General features: G+C 45.3%; 15 protein-coding genes. 13 read left to right on the plus strand and 2 right to left on the minus strand.

The window, feature by feature from the left end; genetic code table 11:
* Positions 1–118 precede the first annotated feature (118 nt).
* The 3 genes from HCJ96_RS05485 (at position 119) to HCJ96_RS05495 (ending at position 7,838) form a co-directional block, all read left to right on the plus strand.
* The gene (locus tag HCJ96_RS05485; protein ID WP_169210040.1) at positions 119–2,878 is read left to right on the plus strand and encodes an insulinase family protein; all 2,760 of its coding nucleotides are present in this window, start codon (positions 119–121) and stop codon (positions 2,876–2,878) included.
* A 155-nt stretch (positions 2,879–3,033) separates the two neighbouring features.
* Positions 3,034–7,521, plus strand: a complete 4,488-nt coding sequence (locus HCJ96_RS05490) for an EAL domain-containing protein (protein ID WP_169210041.1) — start codon at positions 3,034–3,036, stop codon at positions 7,519–7,521.
* Positions 7,522–7,685: 164 nt separating this feature from the next.
* Positions 7,686–7,838: a hypothetical protein gene (locus HCJ96_RS05495; protein WP_169210042.1), complete on the plus strand. Its 153-nt coding sequence runs from the start codon at positions 7,686–7,688 to the stop codon at positions 7,836–7,838.
* Positions 7,839–8,251: 413 nt separating this feature from the next.
* Here the strand turns inward: HCJ96_RS05495 and fadJ are convergent, their stop codons facing one another.
* Together fadJ and fadI are read right to left on the minus strand one after the other, a co-directional pair.
* Positions 8,252–10,414, minus strand: a complete 2,163-nt coding sequence (gene fadJ / locus HCJ96_RS05500) for a fatty acid oxidation complex subunit alpha FadJ (RefSeq protein WP_425483732.1) — start codon at positions 10,412–10,414, stop codon at positions 8,252–8,254.
* Positions 10,414–11,724 carry an acetyl-CoA C-acyltransferase FadI gene (fadI, locus tag HCJ96_RS05505; protein ID WP_169210043.1) on the minus strand — a complete coding sequence of 437 codons (1,311 nt, stop codon included), beginning with the start codon at positions 11,722–11,724 and terminating at the stop codon, positions 10,414–10,416. Before fadI ends, fadJ begins: the two co-directional genes overlap by 1 nt.
* Before the next feature lie 336 nt (positions 11,725–12,060).
* Between fadI and HCJ96_RS05510 the strand changes: the two genes are divergently transcribed.
* From HCJ96_RS05510 to putP, 10 genes are all read left to right on the plus strand, one after another.
* Complete coding sequence (locus HCJ96_RS05510; RefSeq protein WP_169210044.1) at positions 12,061–13,017, plus strand: AAA family ATPase; 957 nt, start codon at positions 12,061–12,063, stop codon at positions 13,015–13,017.
* An 8-nt stretch (positions 13,018–13,025) separates the two neighbouring features.
* Positions 13,026–13,985, plus strand: a complete 960-nt coding sequence (locus tag HCJ96_RS05515; protein WP_169210045.1) for a DUF58 domain-containing protein — start codon at positions 13,026–13,028, stop codon at positions 13,983–13,985.
* Positions 13,985–14,509: a DUF4381 domain-containing protein gene (locus HCJ96_RS05520; protein WP_169210046.1), complete on the plus strand. Its 525-nt coding sequence runs from the start codon at positions 13,985–13,987 to the stop codon at positions 14,507–14,509. The genes HCJ96_RS05515 and HCJ96_RS05520 overlap by 1 nt, the downstream gene beginning before the upstream one ends.
* On the plus strand, positions 14,502–15,524 hold the full coding sequence (locus HCJ96_RS05525; RefSeq protein WP_169210047.1) for a vWA domain-containing protein: 1,023 nt from the start codon (positions 14,502–14,504) through the stop codon (positions 15,522–15,524). The genes HCJ96_RS05520 and HCJ96_RS05525 overlap by 8 nt, the downstream gene beginning before the upstream one ends.
* Before the next feature lie 11 nt (positions 15,525–15,535).
* Positions 15,536–17,422 carry a vWA domain-containing protein gene (locus HCJ96_RS05530; RefSeq protein ID WP_169210048.1) on the plus strand — a complete coding sequence of 629 codons (1,887 nt, stop codon included), beginning with the start codon at positions 15,536–15,538 and terminating at the stop codon, positions 17,420–17,422.
* A complete protein-coding gene (locus tag HCJ96_RS05535) occupies positions 17,422–19,110 on the plus strand; it encodes a BatD family protein (protein ID WP_169210049.1) in 1,689 nt (562 codons plus the stop codon). Before HCJ96_RS05530 ends, HCJ96_RS05535 begins: the two co-directional genes overlap by 1 nt.
* Before the next feature lie 53 nt (positions 19,111–19,163).
* Positions 19,164–21,020 (plus strand): DUF885 domain-containing protein, encoded by a 1,857-nt coding sequence (locus HCJ96_RS05540; protein ID WP_169210050.1) that lies wholly within the window; start codon positions 19,164–19,166, stop codon positions 21,018–21,020.
* Positions 21,021–21,100: 80 nt separating this feature from the next.
* Entirely contained in the window at positions 21,101–21,613 is a 513-nt protein-coding gene (locus HCJ96_RS05545) for a sigma-70 family RNA polymerase sigma factor (RefSeq protein WP_169210051.1), read from the plus strand.
* A complete protein-coding gene (locus HCJ96_RS05550) occupies positions 21,606–22,313 on the plus strand; it encodes a DUF3379 family protein (RefSeq protein WP_169210052.1) in 708 nt (235 codons plus the stop codon). Before HCJ96_RS05545 ends, HCJ96_RS05550 begins: the two co-directional genes overlap by 8 nt.
* A 72-nt stretch (positions 22,314–22,385) precedes the next feature.
* Positions 22,386–23,897, plus strand: coding sequence for a sodium/proline symporter PutP (gene putP, locus HCJ96_RS05555; protein ID WP_169210053.1), 1,512 nt, complete (start codon positions 22,386–22,388; stop codon positions 23,895–23,897).
* Positions 23,898–24,077 lie beyond the last annotated feature (180 nt).

Here is a 24,077-nt window from a genome sequence, read left to right on the forward strand (position 1 = left end):
TATCATCGCATAGCGTTATCGTTAAATTCATTCCTTTTTCGACTACGCTGTACAAGGACGGGGAGCGTTGTTGTTTACTTCCCAATCAAATGCAGTTTTTCATTTTTAAGAGAGCATTTTGACAACACCTCCAGATCACGACAGATACCATTGTTTAACCCTCGATAATGGGTTGAAAGTTATGGTGTATCACCAGCCCGAACAGCCCGCCAGCTATGTATCCATGGCAATTCGAGGTGGACATTTTTACGATCCTGAAGATTGTCAGGGATTGTCGCACTTGCTGGAACATATGCTTTTTATGGGTAGTGCGCATTTACCTAACCCTAACCAAATAAACGAATATATTGAAAATCATGGCGGCAACATGAACGCCTGGACAGGCACAGAGTATGCAAACTTTCACTTCAATTGCCGTAGTGAAGCCCTTCCTTCTGTGCTACCTGCCTTTGCTGACATGCTATGCTCTCCCCTGCTGGCCTCTTCATCCATCGAGAGTGAAATTAATAATATTGAGTCAGAGTTTCAATTCAAGAAAAAGGATGACTTACGACGCCTTTATCAAATTCATAAAGAAACCTGCAATCCTCAGCACCCATTCAGCAAATTTTCCGTTGGTAATGCTGAAATATATAACCAATTTGAACTTGCCGAACTTAAAGCAAAATTGCGTCAATTTCATCAGCGTCACTATTGTGGCAGTAATATGGCGCTCTGTGTGGTATCCCCAGTTCCACCTTCGGCAATCGCTGAATTGATCACCCACACTTTCTCGACGCTCAAAGCGGGTGTACCTGTTCCGACGGAATGGCCAGAATTGTATACCGACGAACAAACAGGAGTGCTGATTAATATCGTCCCGTTGCAAGCCGCAAAGCGCATGATAGTCACTTTCGCATTACCCGGTTTACATAATGAATATGAAACAAAACCACTGGATTACCTAAGTCATTTATTAGGTGACGAGGGTGAAGGCAGCTTGTTGGCAGTTTTGAAACGTAAAAACTGGGTGATCAGCTTAATCGCCGGAAGTGGCATAGAAGGCGATCATTTTAAAGATTTCAATATCAGTTTTCAGTTAACCCCTGCAGGGCTTGAAAATAGAGATACCATCATTGCTTACCTGTTTAAATACTTAGACCTGATTAAATCATCGTTAAGTGAACAATGGCGCTATCAGGAAAAAGTAAAACTCAATAAGCTGGCTAACGAGTTTGACGATAATCCCAAACTGTTGAATGCCGCCTGCGACTATGCACAGGCACTGTTATTTTTCGAGTTTGAGGCCATTCCGCAACTGAAAGCTCTTTCAGATAAATTTGCGCCCGATAGGGTCGAACACGCGCTCACATTTTTTTGCGCCAATAATATGCGCGTTAAAGTGATTGACCAGGACCTGTTAACTGACCGTACCTGCGACTTCTATGATGCCCGATACAGTGTATCTAAGATATCAGCAGCGTCGCACGCAACCTTCGAGCACAGGAATAAGTGCGAACTGCTATCCCTGCCACCGCCAAACCCATATTTAGGCGATGACTACTCGCTGATTAATTTGGAAAGCGAATTTTTGACCCCTAAGCCCATATCTTCAGACACACACAAAAAGATCTGGTTTGCACAGGATGAGCAATTTGCTACTCCGAAAGGTGACATCTTTATCTCTTTAGATGTACCCGGCTTCACCGACAGCATCGATATGGTTGCTGCTAAACGAATGTGGTTAGCAGCAATAAATGACCACCTTCAGGCAAAATATTATCGTGCTGAAATTGCCGGCCTCCACTATAGGGTCTATGGCCATCAGGCAGGACTTAGCATCAACACTCGCGGTTTTTCACAAAACCAGATGAAACTATGTGAGCAGATTTTGGCCACGACGATGGATTTTTCGCCTTCAAAAAGGTCGTTCAAACGTTTACAGCATAGTCAGTTACAATCGCTGCACAATTCCTTAATGAACAAGCCGACCAACCGACTGTTCTCCCGATTAAGTGTGCTGGCTCAAAAATATACGCATGCGCCGTTGACGCTCTTTGATGCGGTGAAAAACATGTCATTTGAAAAAATGATGCAGATTAAAGACGCGGCATTATCATCGTATTATTTAGAGGGTTTTATATTTGGTAACTGGCGCAGCGATGAAGTCAAACGTTTTGCGGGCTCACTTGACGCACAGTTTTCAATGGCCAGTGCATTACCAATGCAACGAGCAGTAACCCAATTACCGATTGGTCAAGCCCAATACCATAAGGTGCTGTGCGAACATGAAGACGCAGCAGTTGTGTTGTATTTTCAGGCTCCCAGCAGCGGTTTAATTGATACTGCCATGTGCATGATTTTAGAACAAATGCTGGCAGCCCCCTTCTTCAATGTGTTGCGTTCTGAAAAGCAATTAGGCTATGTGGTCGGTACCGGTTACGTGCCTCATAATCAACATCCAGGATTTGCATTTTATATCCAGAGCCCCGGATACGCTCCAGAGCATTTATTGACAGAAATACGGCAATTTATAACGCGTCAATTTGATGAAATTAGTTTTTATCGCACCTATTGGCCCACCATCCAGAAAAACCTGTTAAAACAGCTGGAAGAAAAAGACCTTTCACAGTCAATGAAAGCACAGCGATTATGGATGGCACTGGGCAACGGCGATAAGACGTTTTCACACAACAAGCGGTTAGCTCAGAAAATTCATTCGCTCACATTCGATGACATAAAAACTTACGCGGATGCCGCCGCGAATCGCGAAAAATTTGGTGAACTGGTGCTATATGCGCCAGGTAAATTTGAAGGTCTCGACGAGAATTTACCGCATATCACCGATATTGCCACGTTCAAGCGAAATACACGCTACTTTCGCAAAGGCACCAAGTGAGCGCCAAGCAACTGTCTAACTATTGACCAACCTGAATTACGGTAATAAAAAATCCTTGTAGCGCACCCTATATTTGGGCATATTGGAACATTAGGTTGGAGGGATGCAACCGCAAGCAAACTTAAATTATAAAAATAAGGCAAAAAGCCAAAGGTATGTGGGTGCGCGCGACTTTAAATCGTTTAGTGTTAAGTACAATTTGTTTGATCTGTCTGATTGCCTCAATGGCGGCTCAGGCGATTTCGATTACTGACATCCATTTCACCGAACTCTCCCGCAAAGACGGACTTTCCAGTTTAACCATCCTCGATATCGCCGAAGACAAACACGGTTTTTTATGGTTTGCCACAACAAATGGCTTAAATAGATACGATGGATATAGTGTTAAACCGTTCTACCCTTCAGATGCAGACTCTAATTCAATTCCCGCAGGTCTCATAACAAAATTGTTCGTTTCATCAGATGGCGAACTTTGGATAGCATCCCACGATGGATTAGCTAAATTTAATTCGACCGAAGAAAATTTTACTGTATTTAATAAAGAAAATTCTGTTCTAAAAGATAACGAAATTCTTTCCATAGCTGAAAGCGTCGAAGGCTCCATTTTAGTTAGCAGTCACAGGAACATTTATGAGTATAAAAAGTCTACAGGAACTTTAAGTCAATTTTCAGCAAACTTTAAATTACCGAATAATGTGAATCTTATACGAGATGAAAAGGCTCGCACTTGGATTGGTACTGAAAATGACGGTTTGTTTCTGTATGAAAAATCAGAAAACGTCTTGTTTTCTCTTGATAAAGTGAACCCTTGGAACTTCAATATAAAAGAAAAAAGAATTATCGATCTCCAGGTAATTAATGGTGAGTATTGGTTGTTGTCAAAGTCTTCAATTTTACGTATCGACAATGATGGAAACACGATTGATAGAATTGATGAAGAATCCCATACCGTCTTTCAAAACGCAGAATTTACTTCTATTCAATATGTAAATGAGGAAGTTTGGATAGGAACTCAAAATAGTTTAAGTATTTTTTCGTTCGACACTAACCAAATAACGAGCCTTACAGCGGAAAGTGGAGAGGTGTCAGGTTTAAATCATAGTTACATCTTAAATATCTTCGATGATAGTACCAATGGGGTGTGGGTAGGAACGTATATGGGATTGTTTCATTACCATCCTGTTCTCAATATACACAAACTATTTACTAATCGAAATGATTCAGAGCAGGGAAATATTGTGTGGGCTCTGGCAGAAGATAGGAAAAAAAATATATGGTTTGCTACACAAGAAAATGGTCTGGCACGATTTGATGAAAATGACGGCGTGTTTGATTATTTTTTGGAGGAAACACAACTATCTTTTTGGGACTTAGCAATCGATCGTCATGACCAATTTTGGCTTGCATCGTCAAATGGAATTTTTAAATATAAGTTAAAGACCAATGGTTTAGAACTAATAAACCACTATCTACCAAGAGAGTTCGTTTCAAACTTTTACTTCGACGGTGAACGAATTTGGACATGGTCATCTGAAAATGGACTTACCTCCATTTCAACCAACCCAATGATAACTGAAGAAAAAAGGGTTAAGCACTTCTCATTAGGAGATCTTAACTCAGAGAAAAGGCCAATTTATTTAGACAGAGATAACAGACTTTGGCTTATCCGCGATGGTGAAATTTTACTATTCAACATTAAAAAAAACCAGGTCGAAACAGTAATTTCGAAATCTGATGGTTTACCTTCAACCGTATTTAACGTATACGAGTGGGACGATTTTTACTGGGCCACTACCACATCAAATGGTGTTATAAAGATTGATAAAAGTAATTTAAATATTTCCGCAATAGAAGGAAGCAGTATCGAGGGTGGTCTGATTTTTTCTTCAATTGGGAAAGATAATTCTATTTGGTACGCAAACTCCAATGGAATTCAGGAGGTCAAATTACCACAATTGGAGAAAGCGGAATTCATTTCCTTAGAGCAATTAAATTATAATGCTTTAAATGAAGATTCAGTTTTAAAGACTTCTGACGGTAGATTATTTTTCGGTGGCGAACGCGGATTTTCACAGCTTTTTGACCAATATAGTTATCAGAAGTCAGCTGAATTAGCCCATACAAGAAAACCTCAAATATTAGATTTAAAAATTTATGGAGCTCATGTTCCTAGTGAAAACGATAGTCAAATCGCTTCTCTACCTTTTCACTTAATACAAGAAATTTCAATTACGCATAATTCGTCTATCAACATTTATTTCGGTCAAATTAATCCTATAAGAGATTCGTTATTAAAATACCGTTGGAAGCTTAGCGGTTTAGAAGATGACTGGCAGTCCCCAGATCTCTTACCTACTAAGATTAGACTCGCGTCATATAATGGTTTGAGCTTTGGAGATTACAAATTCGAAGTGCAAGTTATGGAACCGGGAAAAGATTGGTCTGAATCTAGAGCGTTAGTTATTAATGTTGGTAGACCCCCTTGGTTGCATAATGCAGCAATCATTTTTTACCTTATAGCAATAACATTCGTGATCACATATGTCACCCGGCAGTATCAAATTCGTAAAACGTCTCAACTCTCAATTAAAGAGTCTGAGGAACGCCTGAAGTTAACGCTTTGGGGTAGTGGTGATGAATTATGGGATTGGGATATTTATAGAGGGCAAGTTTTCCGTTCAAACACTTGGGGCACCCTTGACTTCCCACAAGATAACATACGCGCTCATAGTGCCTATGACGCCAACATTCATCAGAATGATATTCTCCGAGTTCAAGAGGCCCTTAAAGCTCACTTGGAAGACAAATCTGACTACTATGAATTAACCTATCGCGCAAAAACGTTTAAAAATCAGTGGATTTGGATCCTCGACAGAGGAAAGGTTGTCAAGCGTGACCACAACAATCAACCCATGCGGATGACAGGTACGCTTAAAAATATTAATCACTTGAAACAGGCTGAAGAACAGTTGAATCTGTTCAAGCGCTCCATTGAGAACATCTCTGAAGGGGTTTTCATTACCGATACCAATTTTAAGTTTATTTCTGTTAATGCGGCCTATTGCGAATATACCGGCGAAACCAGAAACCAGGCTTTGGCCAGCTACATGTATTTTCATCAATACCCCGAGGCCTTTACCGAAGAAATCAAAAAAACATTGAAAAGCAAAGGCAACTGGTTCGGTGAAGTAGAATCTGTGCGCGTCAACGGTGAACGCTACGAGATGGAGTTAAACCTGGATGCAGTGCATGATGAAGATGGCAAGATTAGCCACTTTGTGGGCGTATTCTCCGACATTACTTCACGTAAGAGTACCGAAAAAGAGTTGTTGAAACTGGCTAATACGGACCCGCTCACCGATCTGCCTAATCGTTCATTTTTCCAGGCCAGTCATCAGAATCTGGTGCGTCGAACAGAGCCCCATGCCCTGCTCTGCCTGGATATGGATAATTTTAAAAAGATTAACGACTCCTTAGGTCATCAAACAGGCGATATATTAATCAAACAGATTGCTAAGCGCCTGCAACGTATTACCGGTAACGACGCCACCTGCTATCGCCTGGGTGGCGATGAATTCAGTGTGTTGATGGAAGATACGTCGGATATCCACACCATTACACACTATGCGCAAAGCGTACTAGATTCATTGTCCCGGCCATTTATTATTAATAAGCAGGAGTTTGTGTTAGGTGCCAGTATTGGTATTGCGTTCTACCCGGATGACGGCAATACTCCGCAGGAAATCCTAAAGAATGCTGATACCGCGATGTATTTTGCAAAAAATAATGGTGGTAACAGCTACCAGTTCTTTAGTGGTGAAATGAACCAGAATGCAGTGCGTCAACTGCAAATTGAGAATTTAATTCGTCAGGGCATTAAAGATGATCTATTTACCGTTTACTATCAACCAAAAGTGGACATTACCACGGGTAAGCTGGTCAGTATGGAAGCTCTGGTGCGCTTTGAGCATCCCCACAAGGGCATAGTCAGTCCCGGACAGTTTATTCCCCTTGCTGAACAGACAGGTCAGATTATTGACATTGGTGAGATAGTGTTGCGTAAAGCCATCGCCGATACTAAACGCTGGGTCAATGCCGGCATATTCAGCGGCCGCGTTGCCGTCAATATTTCTGCGAAACAATTTGAACTGCCGGACCTGGACGATCGCATCAATCGTGTTCTCAATGAGATTGGTTTGTCACCGCTTCATTTGGAGTGTGAGATAACCGAAGGTACACTGATGGAAAATCCAGAGCAGGGTCTTCAAATGATGGAGCGTCTGCGTGAACGCGGTATCCATTTGGCACTGGACGATTTTGGTACAGGGTATTCGTCTCTTGCATATTTGAAGCGGTTCCCCCTCAACACACTTAAAATTGATAAGGCCTTTATCGATGACATCGCTGAGAGCAGTGTCGACCGGCATATGGCTGCCGCCATTATTAATATCGCGCACAATCTTGGCCTCAAAGTAGTGGCAGAAGGTGTAGAACAGGAGAAGCAGCTTAGCATTCTTCGTCGTTACGAGTGTGAAATGATCCAAGGCTATCTATACAGCAAACCTCTGAATGCTGAACGCTTCGAAAAGCTTTTACGCGAAAATCAGCAGCTTCATCATTTAATTGGGCAAACTTCCATTTAGTCAGACAGTTTTCCTTCTTTGCTCATCATGCTGGTAGCTTAGTTAGTTACAACGAGAACACTGAAATATTATTTTGGCACGCTTTTAGCTTAAATAAATTCATCCGACAGGTTTATGACAGTCGGTGTTTGTTTAGTTCAAAATAAAAATCAGAGGTTTTAATCATGTTGAAAGCGTACGCGGTAGCCTTAGCATTAACCACATCAACACCTGTAGCTGAAAATCAGGAAGGTGTTCAAAATGCCCCATTAAAAAAGCAAGAGTCGACTGAAACTCAAGCGTTTAAACCAAAGTCCAACAAAATAGGAAAACGTTAGTTTTCGACAGCAAAATTAATAAAGAAAAGAGGCAAATTTGCCTCTTTTTTTATGCCCTCAAATAAAGGTTATTAAACCCTACAGCCTTTCTCATCGCTACATGACGGCTGATAGTGAACATGGGCAGGAGGAAGGGACCGATTACGAAGCCTGCAGCTGCCCACACTTTTGCTTTCATACCTGACTTAAACGCTTCAACGTAAAAAAACAGGCTACTTACAACAGAAACCAATAAAAGTGCAATCATTCAAACCTCGTTTGGAAAGCAACCCCATAATGCGGAGCCACGAAAAATCATTCTCATATTTTCGAGGGGCAGATTGTACACATTTCATGCAGACATTCTAGTGATTATGGCTAACTCGCATAAAAAAACCGCGCCAGGCGCGGTTTTTTAACATTTTAATTACAAACTAATAAAATGTTTGCTTATTCTCTGCCATTTTCTGTAACACTTCAGCGGGAGCAAACTTACTACCTACGGTTTCGCTAAAATGTGTCAAACGATTGACAACATGTTGAATCCCCAGCGAATCCATGTACCTGAAAGGCCCTCCGAGGAATGGCGGGAAGCCAATACCGAAGATCGCGCCAATATCGCCGTCACGCGGGTTTCTGATTACGCCTTCATCAAGACAACGTGCAGCTTCATTTAACATCATCAGGACACATCGCTCAGCAATTTCTTTTTGACTTAACGATGATGAAGGTGACACGTTGAGTAACGAATAAATAGACTCATCCACTTCCTTCCCAGGCTTATCGCCTTCATACGAATAGAAGCCTTTGCCATTCTTTTTCCCCTTACGCCCATCTTCAAGCACTTTATCAAATGCATCAGGTGCGACAAATCTGTCGCCAAAGGCATCGACCAAAATGGGTATGATCTTCGTGCCTACATCTATACCCACTTCATCCAGCAACTTGACGGGTCCCACTGGGAAGCCAAACTTTACTAGCGACTTATCGATATGCTCGATAGGTTCACCCGCCAGGATTAAATTTGCCGCTTCATTCATATAAGGCGCCAAAATACGATTCACGTAAAAACCTGCACCGTCTTTAACCACTACTGGCGTCTTGCCTTGTTTGCGCGCGAACTCAACGGTAGTAGAGATGGTTTGATCCGACGTTTTTTCATGCGCAATGACTTCAGCCAATGGCATCTTGTCTACCGGAGAAAAGTAATGCAAACCGATCACATTCTCGGGACGCTGCGCCTTGGCCGCAATCAGTTCGATAGGAATAGAGGAGGTATTGGAAGCAAATATCGTCTCTGCTTTGCAGTTTGCCTCAACATCAGCCACCATCTGCTGTTTTAGGTTAACATCTTCAAACACCGCTTCTATGACGATATCCGAATCCTGCATGCCACGATAGTCCAGCGTACCTGTCAGCAACGACATTTGCTTTTGCATTTCAGACTGTCGCATAAACTTGCGTTTTACTTTCTTGTTTAGAAGATCGTAACTGTATTGCATTGCATGGGCGATCCCTTCGGCGCGAATGTCTTTTATACGTGCCGGAACCTTTGCTTTTGTTGCGGTGACATACGCGATGCCCCCGCCCATTAATCCTCCACCAAGAATACTGGTCTTTCTGACCTTGCCAGGCGCGACGCCTTTAACCCCTTCTTCTTTTTTCATTTCGGTGGTGGCGAAGAAGATCTGACGTAACTGGTAGGATTCCGGTGTCATTACCAGTTGACCGAACGCTTTTGCTTCAGCGGCCAGGCCTGCGCGCATACCTTTTTTCATCCCCTCTTCAATCACATTAATGATTTTCTCCGGGGCGGGGTAGTTGCCTTTGGTCTTAGCCAGAGTTTGCTGGCGCGCCTTTTTAAACATAAAGTCGCGCCCGAAGCCGGTTTTTTCAAGAGCTTTATTCAAAATGCCTTTTTGGGGCGCGCTGCGTTCAGGCTTTTTCTTAGCTGCGAACTTTTTGGCCACATCCAACAACACACTTTGTGGGACAACCTCATCCACTATCCCATACTTCTTTGCTTGTTTAGCTCTTGCTGACGATCCGGTAAGCATCATTTTCATCGCCTGCTGAATACCAATCAGGCGTGGCAAACGCTGCGTGCCGCCACTACCGGGCAGTAAACCTAACTGCACTTCCGGCAGCCCGACTTGCGTGGCATCCGAATCACTGCATACCCGGTAATGACATGCCAGCGCCAATTCAAGCCCGCCGCCCAGTGCTGGGCCGTGAATTGCTGCGACTACTGTAGGGCGCAAACGCTCAATGCGATCAAAAACAGCCTGACCGCCCTCAGCTAAGGCCTGCGCATCGTCCTGAGTTTCACACGCAGCCAGCATTGAAATATCCGCCCCTGCAACAAAGGAATTTTTCTTACCGCTGGTCAGCACCACGCCCTTGATGGAACTATCGCTTTCAATTTCATCCAATACGGCATTGATTTCGTCGCCGAATTCTTTTTTGAGGGTATTCATCGACTCCCCCGGCACGTCCATGGTCAGAATGGCAATACCATTGTCCTGGCGAGTCAATGTAAATGCACTTTGCTTTTCAGCGGCGTTGTTGGTCATCGTTTTATTTTCCTGCTCAGCCATTATTCTGTCTCCACAATCATTGCTGCACCTAAGCCACCTGCCGCACAAGCCGTTAGCAGACCGGTTCCACCGCCACGACGGTTCAATTCATTCAGCATTTGCGTAATCATGCGCGTTCCAGTTGCGGCAAAAGGGTGACCATAGGCAATTGAACTGCCCATAACGTTAAACTTATCCATGTCGATTTCGCCGGTCGCTTTGCTGCGCCCCAATTTTTCCTGGGCAAACTTATCACTGGCAAACATTTTGATATTGGCTAATGTTTGTGCCGCGAATGCTTCATGCATTTCAATCAGCGTTAAATCGTTAAGTGACATCCCTGCCCTGTCCAGGGCGATAGGGGTGGCATAAGACGGTCCCATCAGCATGTCTTCCCATACATCAATAGCAGAAAACGCGTAGCTCTTTATGAAGCCAAGAGGCTTATAACCCAGCGCTTTTGCCTTACTTTCCGTCATCATCAGTACTGCAGAAGCCCCATCAGTTAGGGGGGTAGCATTGGCTGCGGTGACGCTGCCGTACTTTTTATCGAATACAGGACGTAGCTTTGCATACCCTTCCAGTTTGGAATCGAAACGCACGTTATTATCACGCTCAAATGCCGATTTGAAAGGCTCCGCATAAGCGGTCATCACTTCTTCTTTCAGTTTACCCTCTTCCCAGCTCTGCGCTGCCAGACTGTGTGAGCGATGAGCTAGTTTATCCTGCTCTTCACGACTTATGTTATGGCTCTTTGCCATTTGTTCAGCAGTCTGCCCCATAGATAAACCGGTAGAATATTCTGCCACTGCCGGCGGCACCGGCAATAAATCTTTTAAGCCAAGCTTTTTAAAGATGTTCCACTTTTGTCCCATGGTCTTGGCTTTTTGCAAATCAACCAACGCCCTCGCTAATTTTTTAGAGACCCCGATGGGTGATACGGAGGTAGAGTCGGCTCCCCCTGCCACACCAATCTCAATATTTCCTGCCATCATACTTTCTGCAATATTGACGGTGGACTGGAAACTGGTCGCGCAGGCTCTGGATACGCTGTATGCGTCAGTATGCACATTCATGCCAGTGCCCAATACAATTTCGCGCGCGATGTTTGGGGCTTCGGGCATCTGCACCACCTGACCGTAGACCACCTGATCGACCATATCGGGCGCTACGCCATGACGGATTAATAGCTCATTCACCACCATCTTGCCCAAATCGACAGCGGGTACACCGTGAAAGTAAGTAGCCATTTTAGCGAATGGCGTTCGTAAGCCAGCTACGATCGCGATTCGATCGCCTGAACGTGTAGTAACGACTTGTTTAGTTGACATATTGCACCTGAATTAATGCCACATAAAGTGGTCTGACCTGTAATAAGCAAGATTTTTACAAACATTGAACAAAATAGCAAATATCTGCTCAAATGCCCTAATGTTGCAAATTCACCTTAACCACGCGTTAATGCTGGAAAGAAAATTAAATTGGATGACAAGTTATCAATGTAATTTAATGGAAAGTGCCTTTTGTCTACGGAAATCGACCGCCTCTCGATTTTTAAATTTCTTATTTACGTTGTCCTATAGAATCAATTTCATTTAAGTCTTGAAGTTACTTTTTCAGGCCTTATATGATTACCCATCACAATTATAATCGGATGTATCAACGCTATGGCAGCAGAGCAGTTTAAGCAATTACACGCTTATTTAGACACGCAAATTATCGGACAGAGTCAACTTACTCGCAGCTTGTTGATCGCATTGTTAGCGGATGGGCACCTATTGGTAGAAGGCCCTCCAGGGCTGGCAAAAACCAGAGCAGTTAATGCCTTAGCCAATGGTATGGATGGTGATTTTCATCGCGTGCAATTTACTCCTGACCTGTTACCGGCTGATTTAACAGGTACCGATATTTACCGGCCCGAAACGGGCGAGTTTGTTTTCCAAAAAGGCCCTCTGTTTCATAACTTGGTACTGGCCGATGAAATTAACCGCGCGCCCGCCAAGGTTCAATCTGCTTTACTGGAAGCCATGGCTGAGCGTCAAATCACGGTAGGAAACAAAACGTACCCCCTGTCACCTTTGTTTCTAGTCATGGCAACACAGAACCCGTTGGAGCAGGAAGGCACCTACCCTCTCCCGGAAGCACAGCTTGACCGTTTTTTAATGCACGTGGAAATTGCCTATCCTGACGCAGAGACTGAATTAAGCATTCTGCAATTAACCCGCCAGGAAGAATTGTATACGCCTTCTGAAGCGCCTGCGGTATTATCTCAGGAAGCTATTTTTTCGGCGCGGAAAGCCTCGTTGGCGTTGCACATGGCACCCGAGCTGGAAAAGTACATTGTGCAATTAATCATGGCCACACGTACACCGGAAAAATTTGATCAAAAAATGGCATCGTGGATAGAGTTTGGTGCCAGCCCTCGTGCTACTATCGCCTTGGATCGTTGTGCAAGAGCCCATGCCTGGTTGGCGGGAAGAGAATTTGTCGGTCCTGATGACATTCAGGCGGTAATGCATAACGTACTAAGACACAGGATAGTCATGTCCTACCAGGCTGAGGCTGAGGGTATCACCGTTAAAGACGTGTTGGATAATATTCTCAAGCTGGTCGCGGTACCTTGAATCGGATCATGCAACAAGTAGCATCATCATTATCACAGTTACAATCGGACGGAATCCATTTAAGTGTGGCCGAACTGTTGCGATACCAGCAACTTACCCGCCTCATCGATTTAAGCCCGCGCAAATCATTACAAGCCCGGCTTTCGGGACAATATTTGTCTCGCGATAAAGGCCGGGGAATGGAATTTGATGAAGCGAGGCATTACTTACCGGGCGACGACATCAGAGCCATCGATTGGCGCGTGACTGCTCGCACGGGAAAGACGCATACCAAGGTTTACCGTGAAGAACGCGAACGGCCGGTTTTCCTGTGTTGTGATTTCTCTTCTTCCATGCAGTTTGGCACTCAGTTAATGCTTAAATCGGTTCAGGCATCCCATTTGGTCTCGCTGCTTTCCTGGTCTGCTATCGCGCGAGGTGACAAAGTGGGCGCATTATTGTTTGATGACAGGTCGCACCGCGAGTGCAAGCCCATGTCGCGTAAACGGGCGGTGCTCTCTGTTTGCCATGAATTGATTGCAATGCAAACAAACGCATTACGTTATGTACCTGAATCTTCAGCGGATGATGTGCTCGAACAGGCATGTTTGCGCCTGAGACGTGTGGTTAAGCCGGGCAGCTTGATTTATTTTATTTCTGACTTTGCCCATTTGACAGAGGCGGCGCAATCGCATCTCGTATCGGCGGCTAGACATTGCGAAATACACGCAGTAAATATTTATGACCCAATCGAATTGAGCCTGCCACATATAAAGAGTAAGCAAATGGTAAAGGTCACGAATGGTACAGACGAGCAACACTGGATGTTGGGTGATCGCCAGACAAATGAGCAGTATCAAAACTGGCGTACTCTCGAAAATGAACGTCTACAGCATTTTTTCAAGCAAAACAAAATTCGCTATCATTCAGTAAGTGCCGGTTTCGAATTAGATAAACAGCTGGTTCAATTCAGCATGAGAGCAGTCTGATGCAAGCGCAATCCTCATCCAACCCATTAGCGCAATTGCGCGACATCCATATTCCGGATGACGTCAGTGCCTGGCCGCTTGCATGGGGATGGTGGGTAGTCATTGTGGTAGCAATGGTCAGCGCGGCGGCAATGGTAGTCTGGCTTTATAAACGGCATCGTTTTTTTCAGGCGCGACGCCAGGCCATCACAGAAATTAATGCACTACAGCCCAGCCAACCAGATTGGGCTCAGCAACAAAACGCTATTCTTAAGCGCACCGCCAGTCATTATTTTGACTCTAAGCAGATAGCGCCTTTGTACGGCCAGCGCTGGCAACAGTTTTTAATTAGTTGTCTGGCACCAAAAAGCAAATACAAACCTACCGAAACTGGCCTGGATAAGCTGCAGCAAGCGCTCTACAAACCACAACCACTAAATAGTAAACAATTTGATTTGTGTCAGAAGGCCTGTTTAAGCTGGCTCAAAAACGCGCGCTTTTCTAAAACGGCCTCGCTGGAACATACGGAGGCTGTAAATGCTTGATTTTGCGTGGTGGTGGGTTTTATTGATGTTGCCATTACCAATAATTGTGCGTTGGTTGCTGCCTGCACTCAATCAAACCGACTTTGCAGCACTGAAGGTGCCAAGTTTGATGCCACATCACGCCACACCAGAAAAGCTACAGAGAAGCCATAGAGGTGTGTTAGTAATCAACGCGCTGGCGTGGATCGCGCTGGTTATTGCTGCAGCGCAACCACGCTGGCTAGGCGAACCGGTCAGTATTCCTTCCAAAGGGCGTGAACTGATGTTGGCAGTCGACCTGTCGGGTAGCATGAAAATTGACGATATGCAGATAAACGGGCAGCAGGTTAATCGTCTGACCATGATTAAATCGGTGCTGGATGATTTTATCCAGCGCCGTATTGGCGACCGCCTTGGCCTCATCCTATTTGCCGATACGGCCTATATACAGGCACCGTTAACTTACGATCGAGAAACCGTATCTACCTTGCTTAATGAAGCCGTGATTGGATTAATTGGAGAGCAAACTGCCATCGGAGATGCCGTCGGGTTGGCGGTAAAACGGTTTGACCAAAAAGCAGACACCAACCGAGTGGTCATTTTACTGACTGACGGCCAAAATACTGCCGGCAACATTACTCCGGCCCAGGCAAAAGAATTAGCCATGGCCAGTAATACCACCATTTACACCATTGGTGTTGGTGCAGATGAAATGCTGATTCAAAATTTCTTTGGCAGTCGAAGGGTTAACCCTTCGCAGGATCTGGATGAATCGATGTTGAGTGATTTAGCGGAATCTACAGGAGGTAAATACTTTAGAGCACGCGACGCTGCCGAACTTAACGATATTTACACTATTCTGGACGAGCTTGAACCAATTGAAGGCAATGAGCAAAAAATGCGCCCCCTTACTGCGCTGTATTTTTATCCATTAACCATTGCGTTATTGCTAACCGCTTTGTCTGTACTGGTTATGCTAAGTCAACAAATGTGGTTCCGGCGTAGCGATATCGCACACAAAGCGACTCAGAGATAACGAGTTACACTATGGCATTTATCGAACAGTTTCATTTTCTACGTCCGCTCTGGTTTGTAGCCCTTATCCCCCTTATTCTGCTGTATTGGCTGATCAAGCAACGGGTTAATCGACATTCCGGCTGGCAGAGTATTGTTGCCAGTCATCTGTACCGTTTTATGGTTACCGAACAGGGTAAAGCCGTATCCCGGCCACCATTCTGGATGCTTGCAGTGGGCTGGATACTTGCCGTAACAGCGCTTGCCGGACCCACTTGGGAAAAGCTGCCACAACCGGTTTTTCAAGTTAAAGCTGGCCACGTTATTGTGATGGATATGTCGCTTTCCATGCGCGCAACCGATTTGACGCCTGACAGATTGACTCGCGCCAAATACAAAGCGATGGATTTGGTTAACGCCACTGGCGAAGGAGAGATGGGTTTGGTTGCCTATGCTGGCGATGCGTTCACCATCAGTCCGTTAACCACCGATGCGGCCAACTTAACGGCTTTAATTCCCAGCCTAAGCCCAGAAATTATGCCGGTTCCAGGTAGTGATCCCTTTCTTGGTATTAAGAGTGCTGCAGAGCTTTTGGCCAATGCGGGTTATCAAAAAGGTCATATTTACTGGTTTACCGATGAAATCGAATTCTCACAAACCAAAGAGCTACAAAATTACCTCAACGAGCAACCTTATGAAGTCAATCTGTTAGGCGTTGGAACCCCTTCGGGCGCGCCAATCAAACAACTCAACGGTGAATTACTTAAAGAGGCTGACGGCAGCATCGTCATCGCTAAGCTGAACGACGCCCCGTTGCGTGCAATTGCCCAGGCAGGCAATGGTATTTATACCCCCTTAACCACTACAGACGGCGACATTGAGGCTCTGCTGGCAGCCATCGACAGGCCACAACAAAAAGCAACGGAAGATAATAAAAACACCGCCGGCGACAAGTGGCGTGAGTTTGGCCCCTACCTTGTTTTACTGCTACTGCCGTTGGCATGTTATGGATTCAGACGCGGTCTGGTAGCCTGCTTCGCATTCTCACTAATGATCTCAACGCCTGCTCCGGTGTCAGCACAGCAGGAAGAGTCCGGTGAAGGTAGTCAGTCTCCCTGGTATAGCGCACCGTTCGCTAATCGTGACCAGCGCGGATTAGCGGCGTTTCAAAATGATGCCTATTCGCAGGCTGCCAGCGAGTTTGAATCTGCTGCCTGGAAAGGTGCCGCGCATTACAAAGCCGGGGAATACGAAGAGGCTTTACAGGCTTTTTCTCAGGACAATTCAGCTGAAGGTTTATACAATCAGGGAAACAGTCTGGCTCAACTCGGTGAGCTGGATAAAGCCATCGAGAAATATGCGCAAGCTCTCACTCAACAACCCGATCATAAAGACGCCGCCAACAACAAGGCGTTGCTCGAAGCGATGAAAAAACAACAAGAGCAAGAGCAGCAGCAGCAAAAAGAAAACCCGCAGCAACAGCAGGAAGATCAACAAAATAAACAAGACCAGCAGCAGTCAAAAGACCAACAAGAAAATAGTCAACAAACTGATGAGAACGACTCTTCGAAGCCTTCTCAACGACAGCAGGATACATCACCACCCTCACAAAGTGATGAGCAGCACCAAAATGAATCGCAACAATCAGAATCTAAGCAGCAACAGGTAAACCAGCAACAACAGTCTGCTGAGCCGCAACAATCAGAACAATCAGACGGTGAGACGGAGCGCTCGGAAAAAAGCGAACAGGCAATACCTACCGCCCAATCCGATGCACTGAGCGATGAAGAAAAACAGCGATTGGAAAATATCAAACGGCGTATTCCTGATGACCCGGCCTATTTATTAAAACGAAAAATGCAACTGGAAGCACAACGAAGGCAGCGAGATCGATTGCCTGCAAATCGGAGAGATTGGTAATGAAATGGTTGTATGCGGCGCTGTTAAGCGTAGCTTTTTCTTTAGAAGTCTTCGCTGACGTAGACAAAGTGGAAGCGTCAGTAGATAAAAATCCGGTGATGCTCGATGAAGCGATTATGTTGTCCGTCACCGCTTATGGCGATGTACAAAGGGAGGCATTTGATAGTTCGCCGCTGTTAAGCGATTTTGTAGTAGGCAGAACATCTGTCAGCAGCAAAACCTCAATCGTCAATTTTGACACCACCAGAACAACCACCTGGACGACAACTTTATTTCCACGAGGTAAAGGCAAGTTTGCTATCCCCTCGTTCACCATTGCTGGCAAACAAACCGCCCCTATCGAAATTGAAGTCGTTGCGGTGAAGCAAGATGAGACCCAACCCGCCCGCGATTATTATGTTACCACCGACGTTGATGCTAACTCGGTTTATTTGCACCAGCAAATTCGCTATACCGTTAAACTTTTTCTGGCTACCAATATCGAGCGAGGCAGCCTTGACGCCCCCACGTTGGCTAAGGCGCAAATCAAACAACTTGGCGACGACAAGCAATATTCCGATATTATCAATGGCCGACGCTACCAGGTAATCGAGCGAACCTTTGCGGTGATCCCTCAACAATCCGGTGATTTCACTATTCGCGGCCCTGTCTTTAGTGGTGAAGTGCTTGCTGCAAATTCGAATCAGCGATTTGGATTCTTTAACAGAACGCAGGAAGTCAATCGCATCGGCGCAGATATCGATATTCAGGTCAAAGCAAAGCCCGAAGGGATTGACTATCACTGGTTGCCAAGTGAGTTCGTGCGTTTAGATGAAGAATGGCAATCTGACGACTTTGTGGTGGGTGAGCCCATAACACGCACCATCAGTCTGACTGCTGTCGGACTGGTTGAAGAGCAGCTTCCTGAGTTGCCCCAGTCATATCCTCCGCATTTTAAACTCTATCCCGATCAAGCCGTAACGGCAACCGTGGACAAAAACAACACGCTGATCGCGCAACGTAAAGAGTCGCTCGCGGTGATCCCCACCCAAGCCGGGGATTTTGTGTTACCCGAAGTGACGGTCCCCTGGTTTAATGTGCTAACTGAACAAACTGAATATGCCACACTACCTGCGCGAACCATCACTATCCAGCCGGCCGCGGCCGGTACAGTCGTATCGCCTCCGACGACTCACCCCCAACCGGAATCAACCCTGCAAGCACCAGCAAATAGTCGCCCCGACACAAACGCTGTCAGTCACCTGAATGTGACAGTGGTTATCACGTTAATGACACTTCTGGGTATCACGATGGCAGGCTGGGCCATCACCTGGTGGAAGTACCGTCGACTTAAAGCGGCTTCAACCTCCCAATATATGCCTCCTCGTACCTTGGTGTCACCCAACAGTGAACAAGCGTATAAGCACTTATTGCAGACCGTTAAATCAGGCGATGCAGCACCGATTTATCAGTCGTTAATGGCATGGCTAAACACTTTCGCGCCTTATCACGTAAAAGCACCGTCTGACTGGTCGGGATCACAGGTTTTTCAGCCCTACATCGACACGCTTTTTGCGATCAAATACGGTAATGATGCATCAGGCTGGGACCGCCAGGCGTTTACTGAACAAGTTGTTACGCTGCACAAACAGTTCAAAAAAAAGAAGACAGGGAGTAAAGCGGCCTTACCCGCACTCTATCCACAATAATGTCTTACCGACAAATAAAACGATGGAATATACCCGTTTAAACAGGAGAGAAGATGAAAAAGCAAATTTGCAAATTAACGCCAATGGCAATGCTGATTTCAGGGCTAATGGCATGTTCGCCGGCCCCTGAAACGACCACACAAACTACCGCGGCTGATCTGGCAACTGAGTCTACGCAAAAATCAGAATCGGAACGACTAGACGCGTTTTTTGAACGCACCTTCCAACAAGACCTGGATCGCTCACCGTTGTTCCAAAGTTACTTGGGGATTAAGGGCGAGCAGTATGGCGAATGGGACGATGTCAGTGAAGAGCGCCAGGATGAGCAAATTGCGATTGCAAAAAATCGTCTTGAAGAGCTAGATAATTTTGATACGGAAAAGTTATCTGAACAAGAAAAACTTAGCCTGCGTTTGTACCGTGATCAAATTGAAAAACAACTTAAAAACGACCAGTTCCGTCATCATTATTATGTCGTACATCAGTTCAGAGCAGCCCATACCATGGTGCCCAGCTTTCTGATTAACATTCATAGCGTAACCAACAAATCTGATGCACAGGCGTACATCAGTCGTCTTGATAAGGTGGATACTTTCTTTGATCAGGTTATTGACCAAATGAAACTGCGTGAAGAGAAGAAAGTTTTTCCGCCTAAATGGTCCTACGATCAGATGATACAGGCATCAGAAAATGTCATTTCCGGCGCGCCTTTTGACACCTCCGACGAAACCTCTTCAATCTGGGAAGACTTCCAGAATAAAGTTAACGCTCTTGAGATTGATGAAACTGACAAGCAAGTATTGCTTGAAGAAGCAAAAGCGGCACTTCTGACTTCTGTCAGACCCGCCTATGAAAATTTAATCGCTGAATTAAAACACCAGAGAGAGTTAACGCCAGACGGTGACGGTGTATGGCGTTTGCCGGAAGGAGACAAGTGGTACGATAATCGTTTAGCCTGGTTTACCTCTACGGATTTGACTGCAGATGAAGTCCACAATATTGGACGTGAGAATGTTGAGCGTATTCACAACGCAATGAAAGACATCATGAAGCAGGTCGAATTTGACGGTACCCTGCAGGAATTTTTCGAATTCATGCGTAACGATGATCAGTTTTACTATGCTAATACCGATGAGGGTCGTCAAAAATACATGGACGAGGCGAAAAGAGCAGTGGATGAAATGCGTGAAGCCATTCCTGAGTATTTTGGCCTGATCCCGGAAGCCGACATGGTGGTTAAACGTGTTGAAGCGTTCCGCGAAGAGTCTGCCGGTAAAGCCTTCTATCAAAGCCCTGCGCAGGATGGGAGTCGTCCGGGTATCTATTATGCTAATTTGTACGACATGCGTTCGATGCCAACCTACCAGCTGGAAGCCCTCGCCTATCATGAAGGTATTCCCGGTCACCATATGCAACGCGCCATCGCTCAAGAACTGGATAGCGTACCGCAGTTTCAGAAATTCCTGAGCGAAACCGCCTACACAGAAGGCTGGGGCTTATATTCAGAAGAGCTAGCCAAAGATATGGGCTTCTATAAAGACCCCTACTCTGATTTTGGGCGTCTGGCCATGGAGTTGTGGCGGGCCTGTCGTTTAGTGGTCGATACAGGTATTCACTCAAAACAATGGTCTCGTGAAAAAGCCATTGATTACCTCATTGAAAATACACCAAACCCAGAAGCAGACGCGGTCAAAGCGATTGAACGCTACATTGCTATGCCGGGTCAGGCAACAGCCTACATGATCGGTAAGCTTAAGATTATGGAGTTACGCCAAAAAGCCATGGACGAATTGGGCGACAAGTTCGATTATAAAGGCTTCCATGATGAAATTCTCAAAGATGGTCCAGTGCCTCTGTCTATACTTGAAGAGAAAATTAACGGTTGGATAAAAAAAGTAAAACAAGCCTAAAAAGTATGAAGCCCGGCAACTAGTCGGGCTTTTTTTTGCGAAGGTGAAATGAATAGCTTTTTACACTGGTCTTATCAAACATGAAGACAAAACAACAACGCTATGAAGCACTGGTTCACGCTTTTCACGCGGATATTTATCGCTATGCGGTCTGGCTGGTGAAAGACACCTCGGTGGCGGAAGACATCGTGCAGGAGACGTTTCTGCGCGCCTGGAAATCGCTGGATGCGTTACAGGATGAACAGGCGGCGAAATCGTGGCTTATCACCATTCTTAAACGAGAAAACGCACGAAGATTTGAGCGTAAACAACTACCTCTGGTTGAGATTGACGAAGCATTGTTGTTAGATGACATTGAGCCGGTTCAAGTCTCCATGCAGCAGCGCGACATTCAACGTTTGCTGGCAGGACTCAGCACAGAATACAGAGAGCCATTGGTACTGCAGTTAATCTTCGGGTTCAGTGGCGAGGAAATTGCCCAGCAACTTAATCTAAACAAAAACACGGTAATGACCCGTTTGTTCAGAGCCAGAAATCAAATTCGTGAAGCACTAGATAATCAAGCAAGTTTTAGAGGGTCTAAAAATGGATGAGTTAGAATTCAGACGTCGTATCTATGCTGATCCTCATACCACTGATGAGGCGGTTATTGCAGCAGCTGAGGCAGACACTAATAAACAGGCATTCTGGAATGAGATTAAAGCCTTCAATGCAAAGCTCGAAAAAGCTGTGGATATTGATGTGCCAGATGATTTAGTACATCGCTTAATCTGGCAACAGGGGGTCAGGCAATACAAGCACGAGAAGCGAAAAAAACGTCGCCTGTTTGCTTTTGCCGCTTCAATAGCGTTGGTTGCAGGTATCAGCTTTACCTTGTGGGATCAATGGCTATACGCAGACTTGCAAAAACAATTGCTGACCCACGTGTCACATGCAACTGAAGAAATATCCTATTCAACCAAACCTGCTGGCCTGGGTAAGGTAAATGCAAAACTTGCCAGCTTTGGTGGCCATTTTGAGCAGGAAATTGGAGAAGTCGAAGTGGCTAACTATTGCTATCTGGGGGCTGTCAAAGCATTGCACCTGATATTGTCCACCGCACAAGGCTCACTATCAGTGTTTATCCTACCTGAAAACGAGCGCCGCGCCGTTGCAGAACAGTTCTCAGACGGCAATTTTAAAGGTTCGTTGCTGACCATGGATAACCGTAACGTGGTTGTGATAGGAGCTACGAATGCCGATCTATCGTCGCTGGAAAGCAAAATTAAACAAAGCCTTAAATTTACTGTTTAAAAAACTATCTTGTCCACACCATAGAGACTTCTGTCACTTCCTGATAGCATTAAAAGAAAAAAGGATAACGCTATGGCAACAGGTACAATCATTTCGTTAGGGCTTTACTTTGTGGTGATGCTTGGCATCGGCTTGTTCGCTTATCGGCAAACCGACACCAATGTTGAAGGCTATATGTTGGGTGGGCGTCAGTTAGGCCCTGCGGTAACAGCACTTTCGGCCGGTGCATCTGACATGAGTGGCTGGATGTTGATGGGGCTACCGGGTGCAATGTATGTTTCCGGTATATCCGCAGGATGGATAGCAGTGGGCCTGACACTAGGGGCACTGGCGAACTATTTGCTGGTGGCACCACGTTTGCGGGTTTATACCGAAGTGGCCAACAACTCTATCACCCTGCCCGATTATTTTGAAAACCGCTTTGCAGATAATTCTCGCGTGCTGCGTGTAATAGCCTCCGTGGTTATCGTTATATTCTTCACACTTTACACCTCATCTGGTGTGGTCGCCGGTGGCAAACTGTTTGAATCCTCTTTTAATTTAAGCTACGAGATTGGCCTGTACGTGACCGCTGGGGTGGTAGTGGCCTATACACTGGTCGGTGGTTTTATGGCAGTGAGCATGACGGATTTTGTGCAAGGCTGCATCATGTTCGTGTCGTTGGTTATGGTACCCGTGGTAGTGGTGATGGAGCTGGGTGGATTTAACGAAGCGGTTATGGCGATTGAAAATATCAATCCGGATCTGTTAAAACCTTTTGTTGATGCGATTGAGGGGGAGCACCTTACCGCAATAGGAATAATATCGCTGATGGCGTGGGGATTAGGTTATTTTGGTCAACCCCACATTATCGTCAGGTTCATGGCAATCCGTTCAGTAAAAGATATCTCCACTGCACGTAATATTGGAATGAGCTGGATGATTGTATCAATTACCGGCGCGTTGATGACAGGGTTGTTTGGCCTGGCTTATGTAACCACAATGCAGCAAACTCAGATTGATCCTGAAACGGTATTTATCCATCTGTCGCAAATACTGTTCCACCCGCTAATTGGAGGCTTCTTACTGGCCGCCATCCTGGCAGCTATTATGAGTACTATTTCATCGCAGCTGTTAGTCACATCAAGTTCGTTAACCAGTGACTTTTATCAGGCATTTTTACGCAAAGACGCAACAGATATGGAACTGGTTATTGCGGGCCGCGTTTCTGTTGTTGCCGTTGCGCTTGTTTCCATTTATTTAGCCTATGATCGTGATTCAACTATCTTAAATTTAGTGAGCAATGCATGGGCCGGATTCGGTGCAGCGTTTGGCCCACTGGTGCTGTTCAGCTTATTCCGCAGAGATATGACGCGCAGAGCCGCCCTCGGGGGGATGGTTGTGGGCGCAGTTACTGTTCTGCTGTGGATTTACCTGCCGGTTGAAATCAACGGTCAATCGCTGAGTAACTGGATGTATGAAATTGTCCCTGGCTTTGTGTTGTCCAGTTTAACTATTCTCGTGTTAAGCAAGTTTGGCAAGCCAAGAGAAGGTGTCACCGACACCTTCGACAAATTTCAAGCAGAGTTGAAATCTCAACTATAAAAATCAGCCGCGAAATATCGCGGCTTTTTTTTGTCCGGAGTATACTGGTGTTATGCCCGTAGTCTTTGGACTTAAAGGAATAAGAGCGCTATTTGAAATAGCGAAATCGCATAGTAAAAATGATCCTAAATATGTTAGGGTTCTATACATATAATTCTTTAGCATATAACTTTCTCATTC

Origin of the sequence: Alteromonas ponticola, assembly GCF_012911815.1 — a bacterium.
Classification (GTDB): domain Bacteria; phylum Pseudomonadota; class Gammaproteobacteria; order Enterobacterales; family Alteromonadaceae; genus Alteromonas; species Alteromonas ponticola.

Excerpts from the sequence above, each read along its gene's own strand:
- HCJ96_RS05550 (WP_169210052.1), top strand. The coding sequence starts at position 21,606 with ATGGATGAGTTAGAATTCAGACGTCGTATCTATGCTGATCCTCATACC.
- putP (WP_169210053.1), top strand. The coding sequence starts at position 22,386 with ATGGCAACAGGTACAATCATTTCGTTAGGGCTTTACTTTGTGGTGATG.
- HCJ96_RS05530 (WP_169210048.1), top strand. The coding sequence starts at position 15,536 with ATGGCATTTATCGAACAGTTTCATTTTCTACGTCCGCTCTGGTTTGTA.
- HCJ96_RS05525 (WP_169210047.1), top strand. The coding sequence starts at position 14,502 with ATGCTTGATTTTGCGTGGTGGTGGGTTTTATTGATGTTGCCATTACCA.
- fadI (WP_169210043.1), bottom strand. The coding sequence starts at position 11,724 with ATGTCAACTAAACAAGTCGTTACTACACGTTCAGGCGATCGAATCGCG.
- HCJ96_RS05490 (WP_169210041.1), top strand. The coding sequence starts at position 3,034 with ATGTGGGTGCGCGCGACTTTAAATCGTTTAGTGTTAAGTACAATTTGT.
- HCJ96_RS05510 (WP_169210044.1), top strand. The coding sequence starts at position 12,061 with ATGGCAGCAGAGCAGTTTAAGCAATTACACGCTTATTTAGACACGCAA.
- HCJ96_RS05540 (WP_169210050.1), top strand. The coding sequence starts at position 19,164 with ATGAAAAAGCAAATTTGCAAATTAACGCCAATGGCAATGCTGATTTCA.
- fadJ (WP_425483732.1), bottom strand. The coding sequence starts at position 10,414 with ATGGCTGAGCAGGAAAATAAAACGATGACCAACAACGCCGCTGAAAAG.
- HCJ96_RS05535 (WP_169210049.1), top strand. The coding sequence starts at position 17,422 with ATGAAATGGTTGTATGCGGCGCTGTTAAGCGTAGCTTTTTCTTTAGAA.
- HCJ96_RS05515 (WP_169210045.1), top strand. The coding sequence starts at position 13,026 with ATGCAACAAGTAGCATCATCATTATCACAGTTACAATCGGACGGAATC.
- HCJ96_RS05520 (WP_169210046.1), top strand. The coding sequence starts at position 13,985 with ATGCAAGCGCAATCCTCATCCAACCCATTAGCGCAATTGCGCGACATC.
- HCJ96_RS05545 (WP_169210051.1), top strand. The coding sequence starts at position 21,101 with ATGAAGACAAAACAACAACGCTATGAAGCACTGGTTCACGCTTTTCAC.
- HCJ96_RS05495 (WP_169210042.1), top strand. The coding sequence starts at position 7,686 with ATGTTGAAAGCGTACGCGGTAGCCTTAGCATTAACCACATCAACACCT.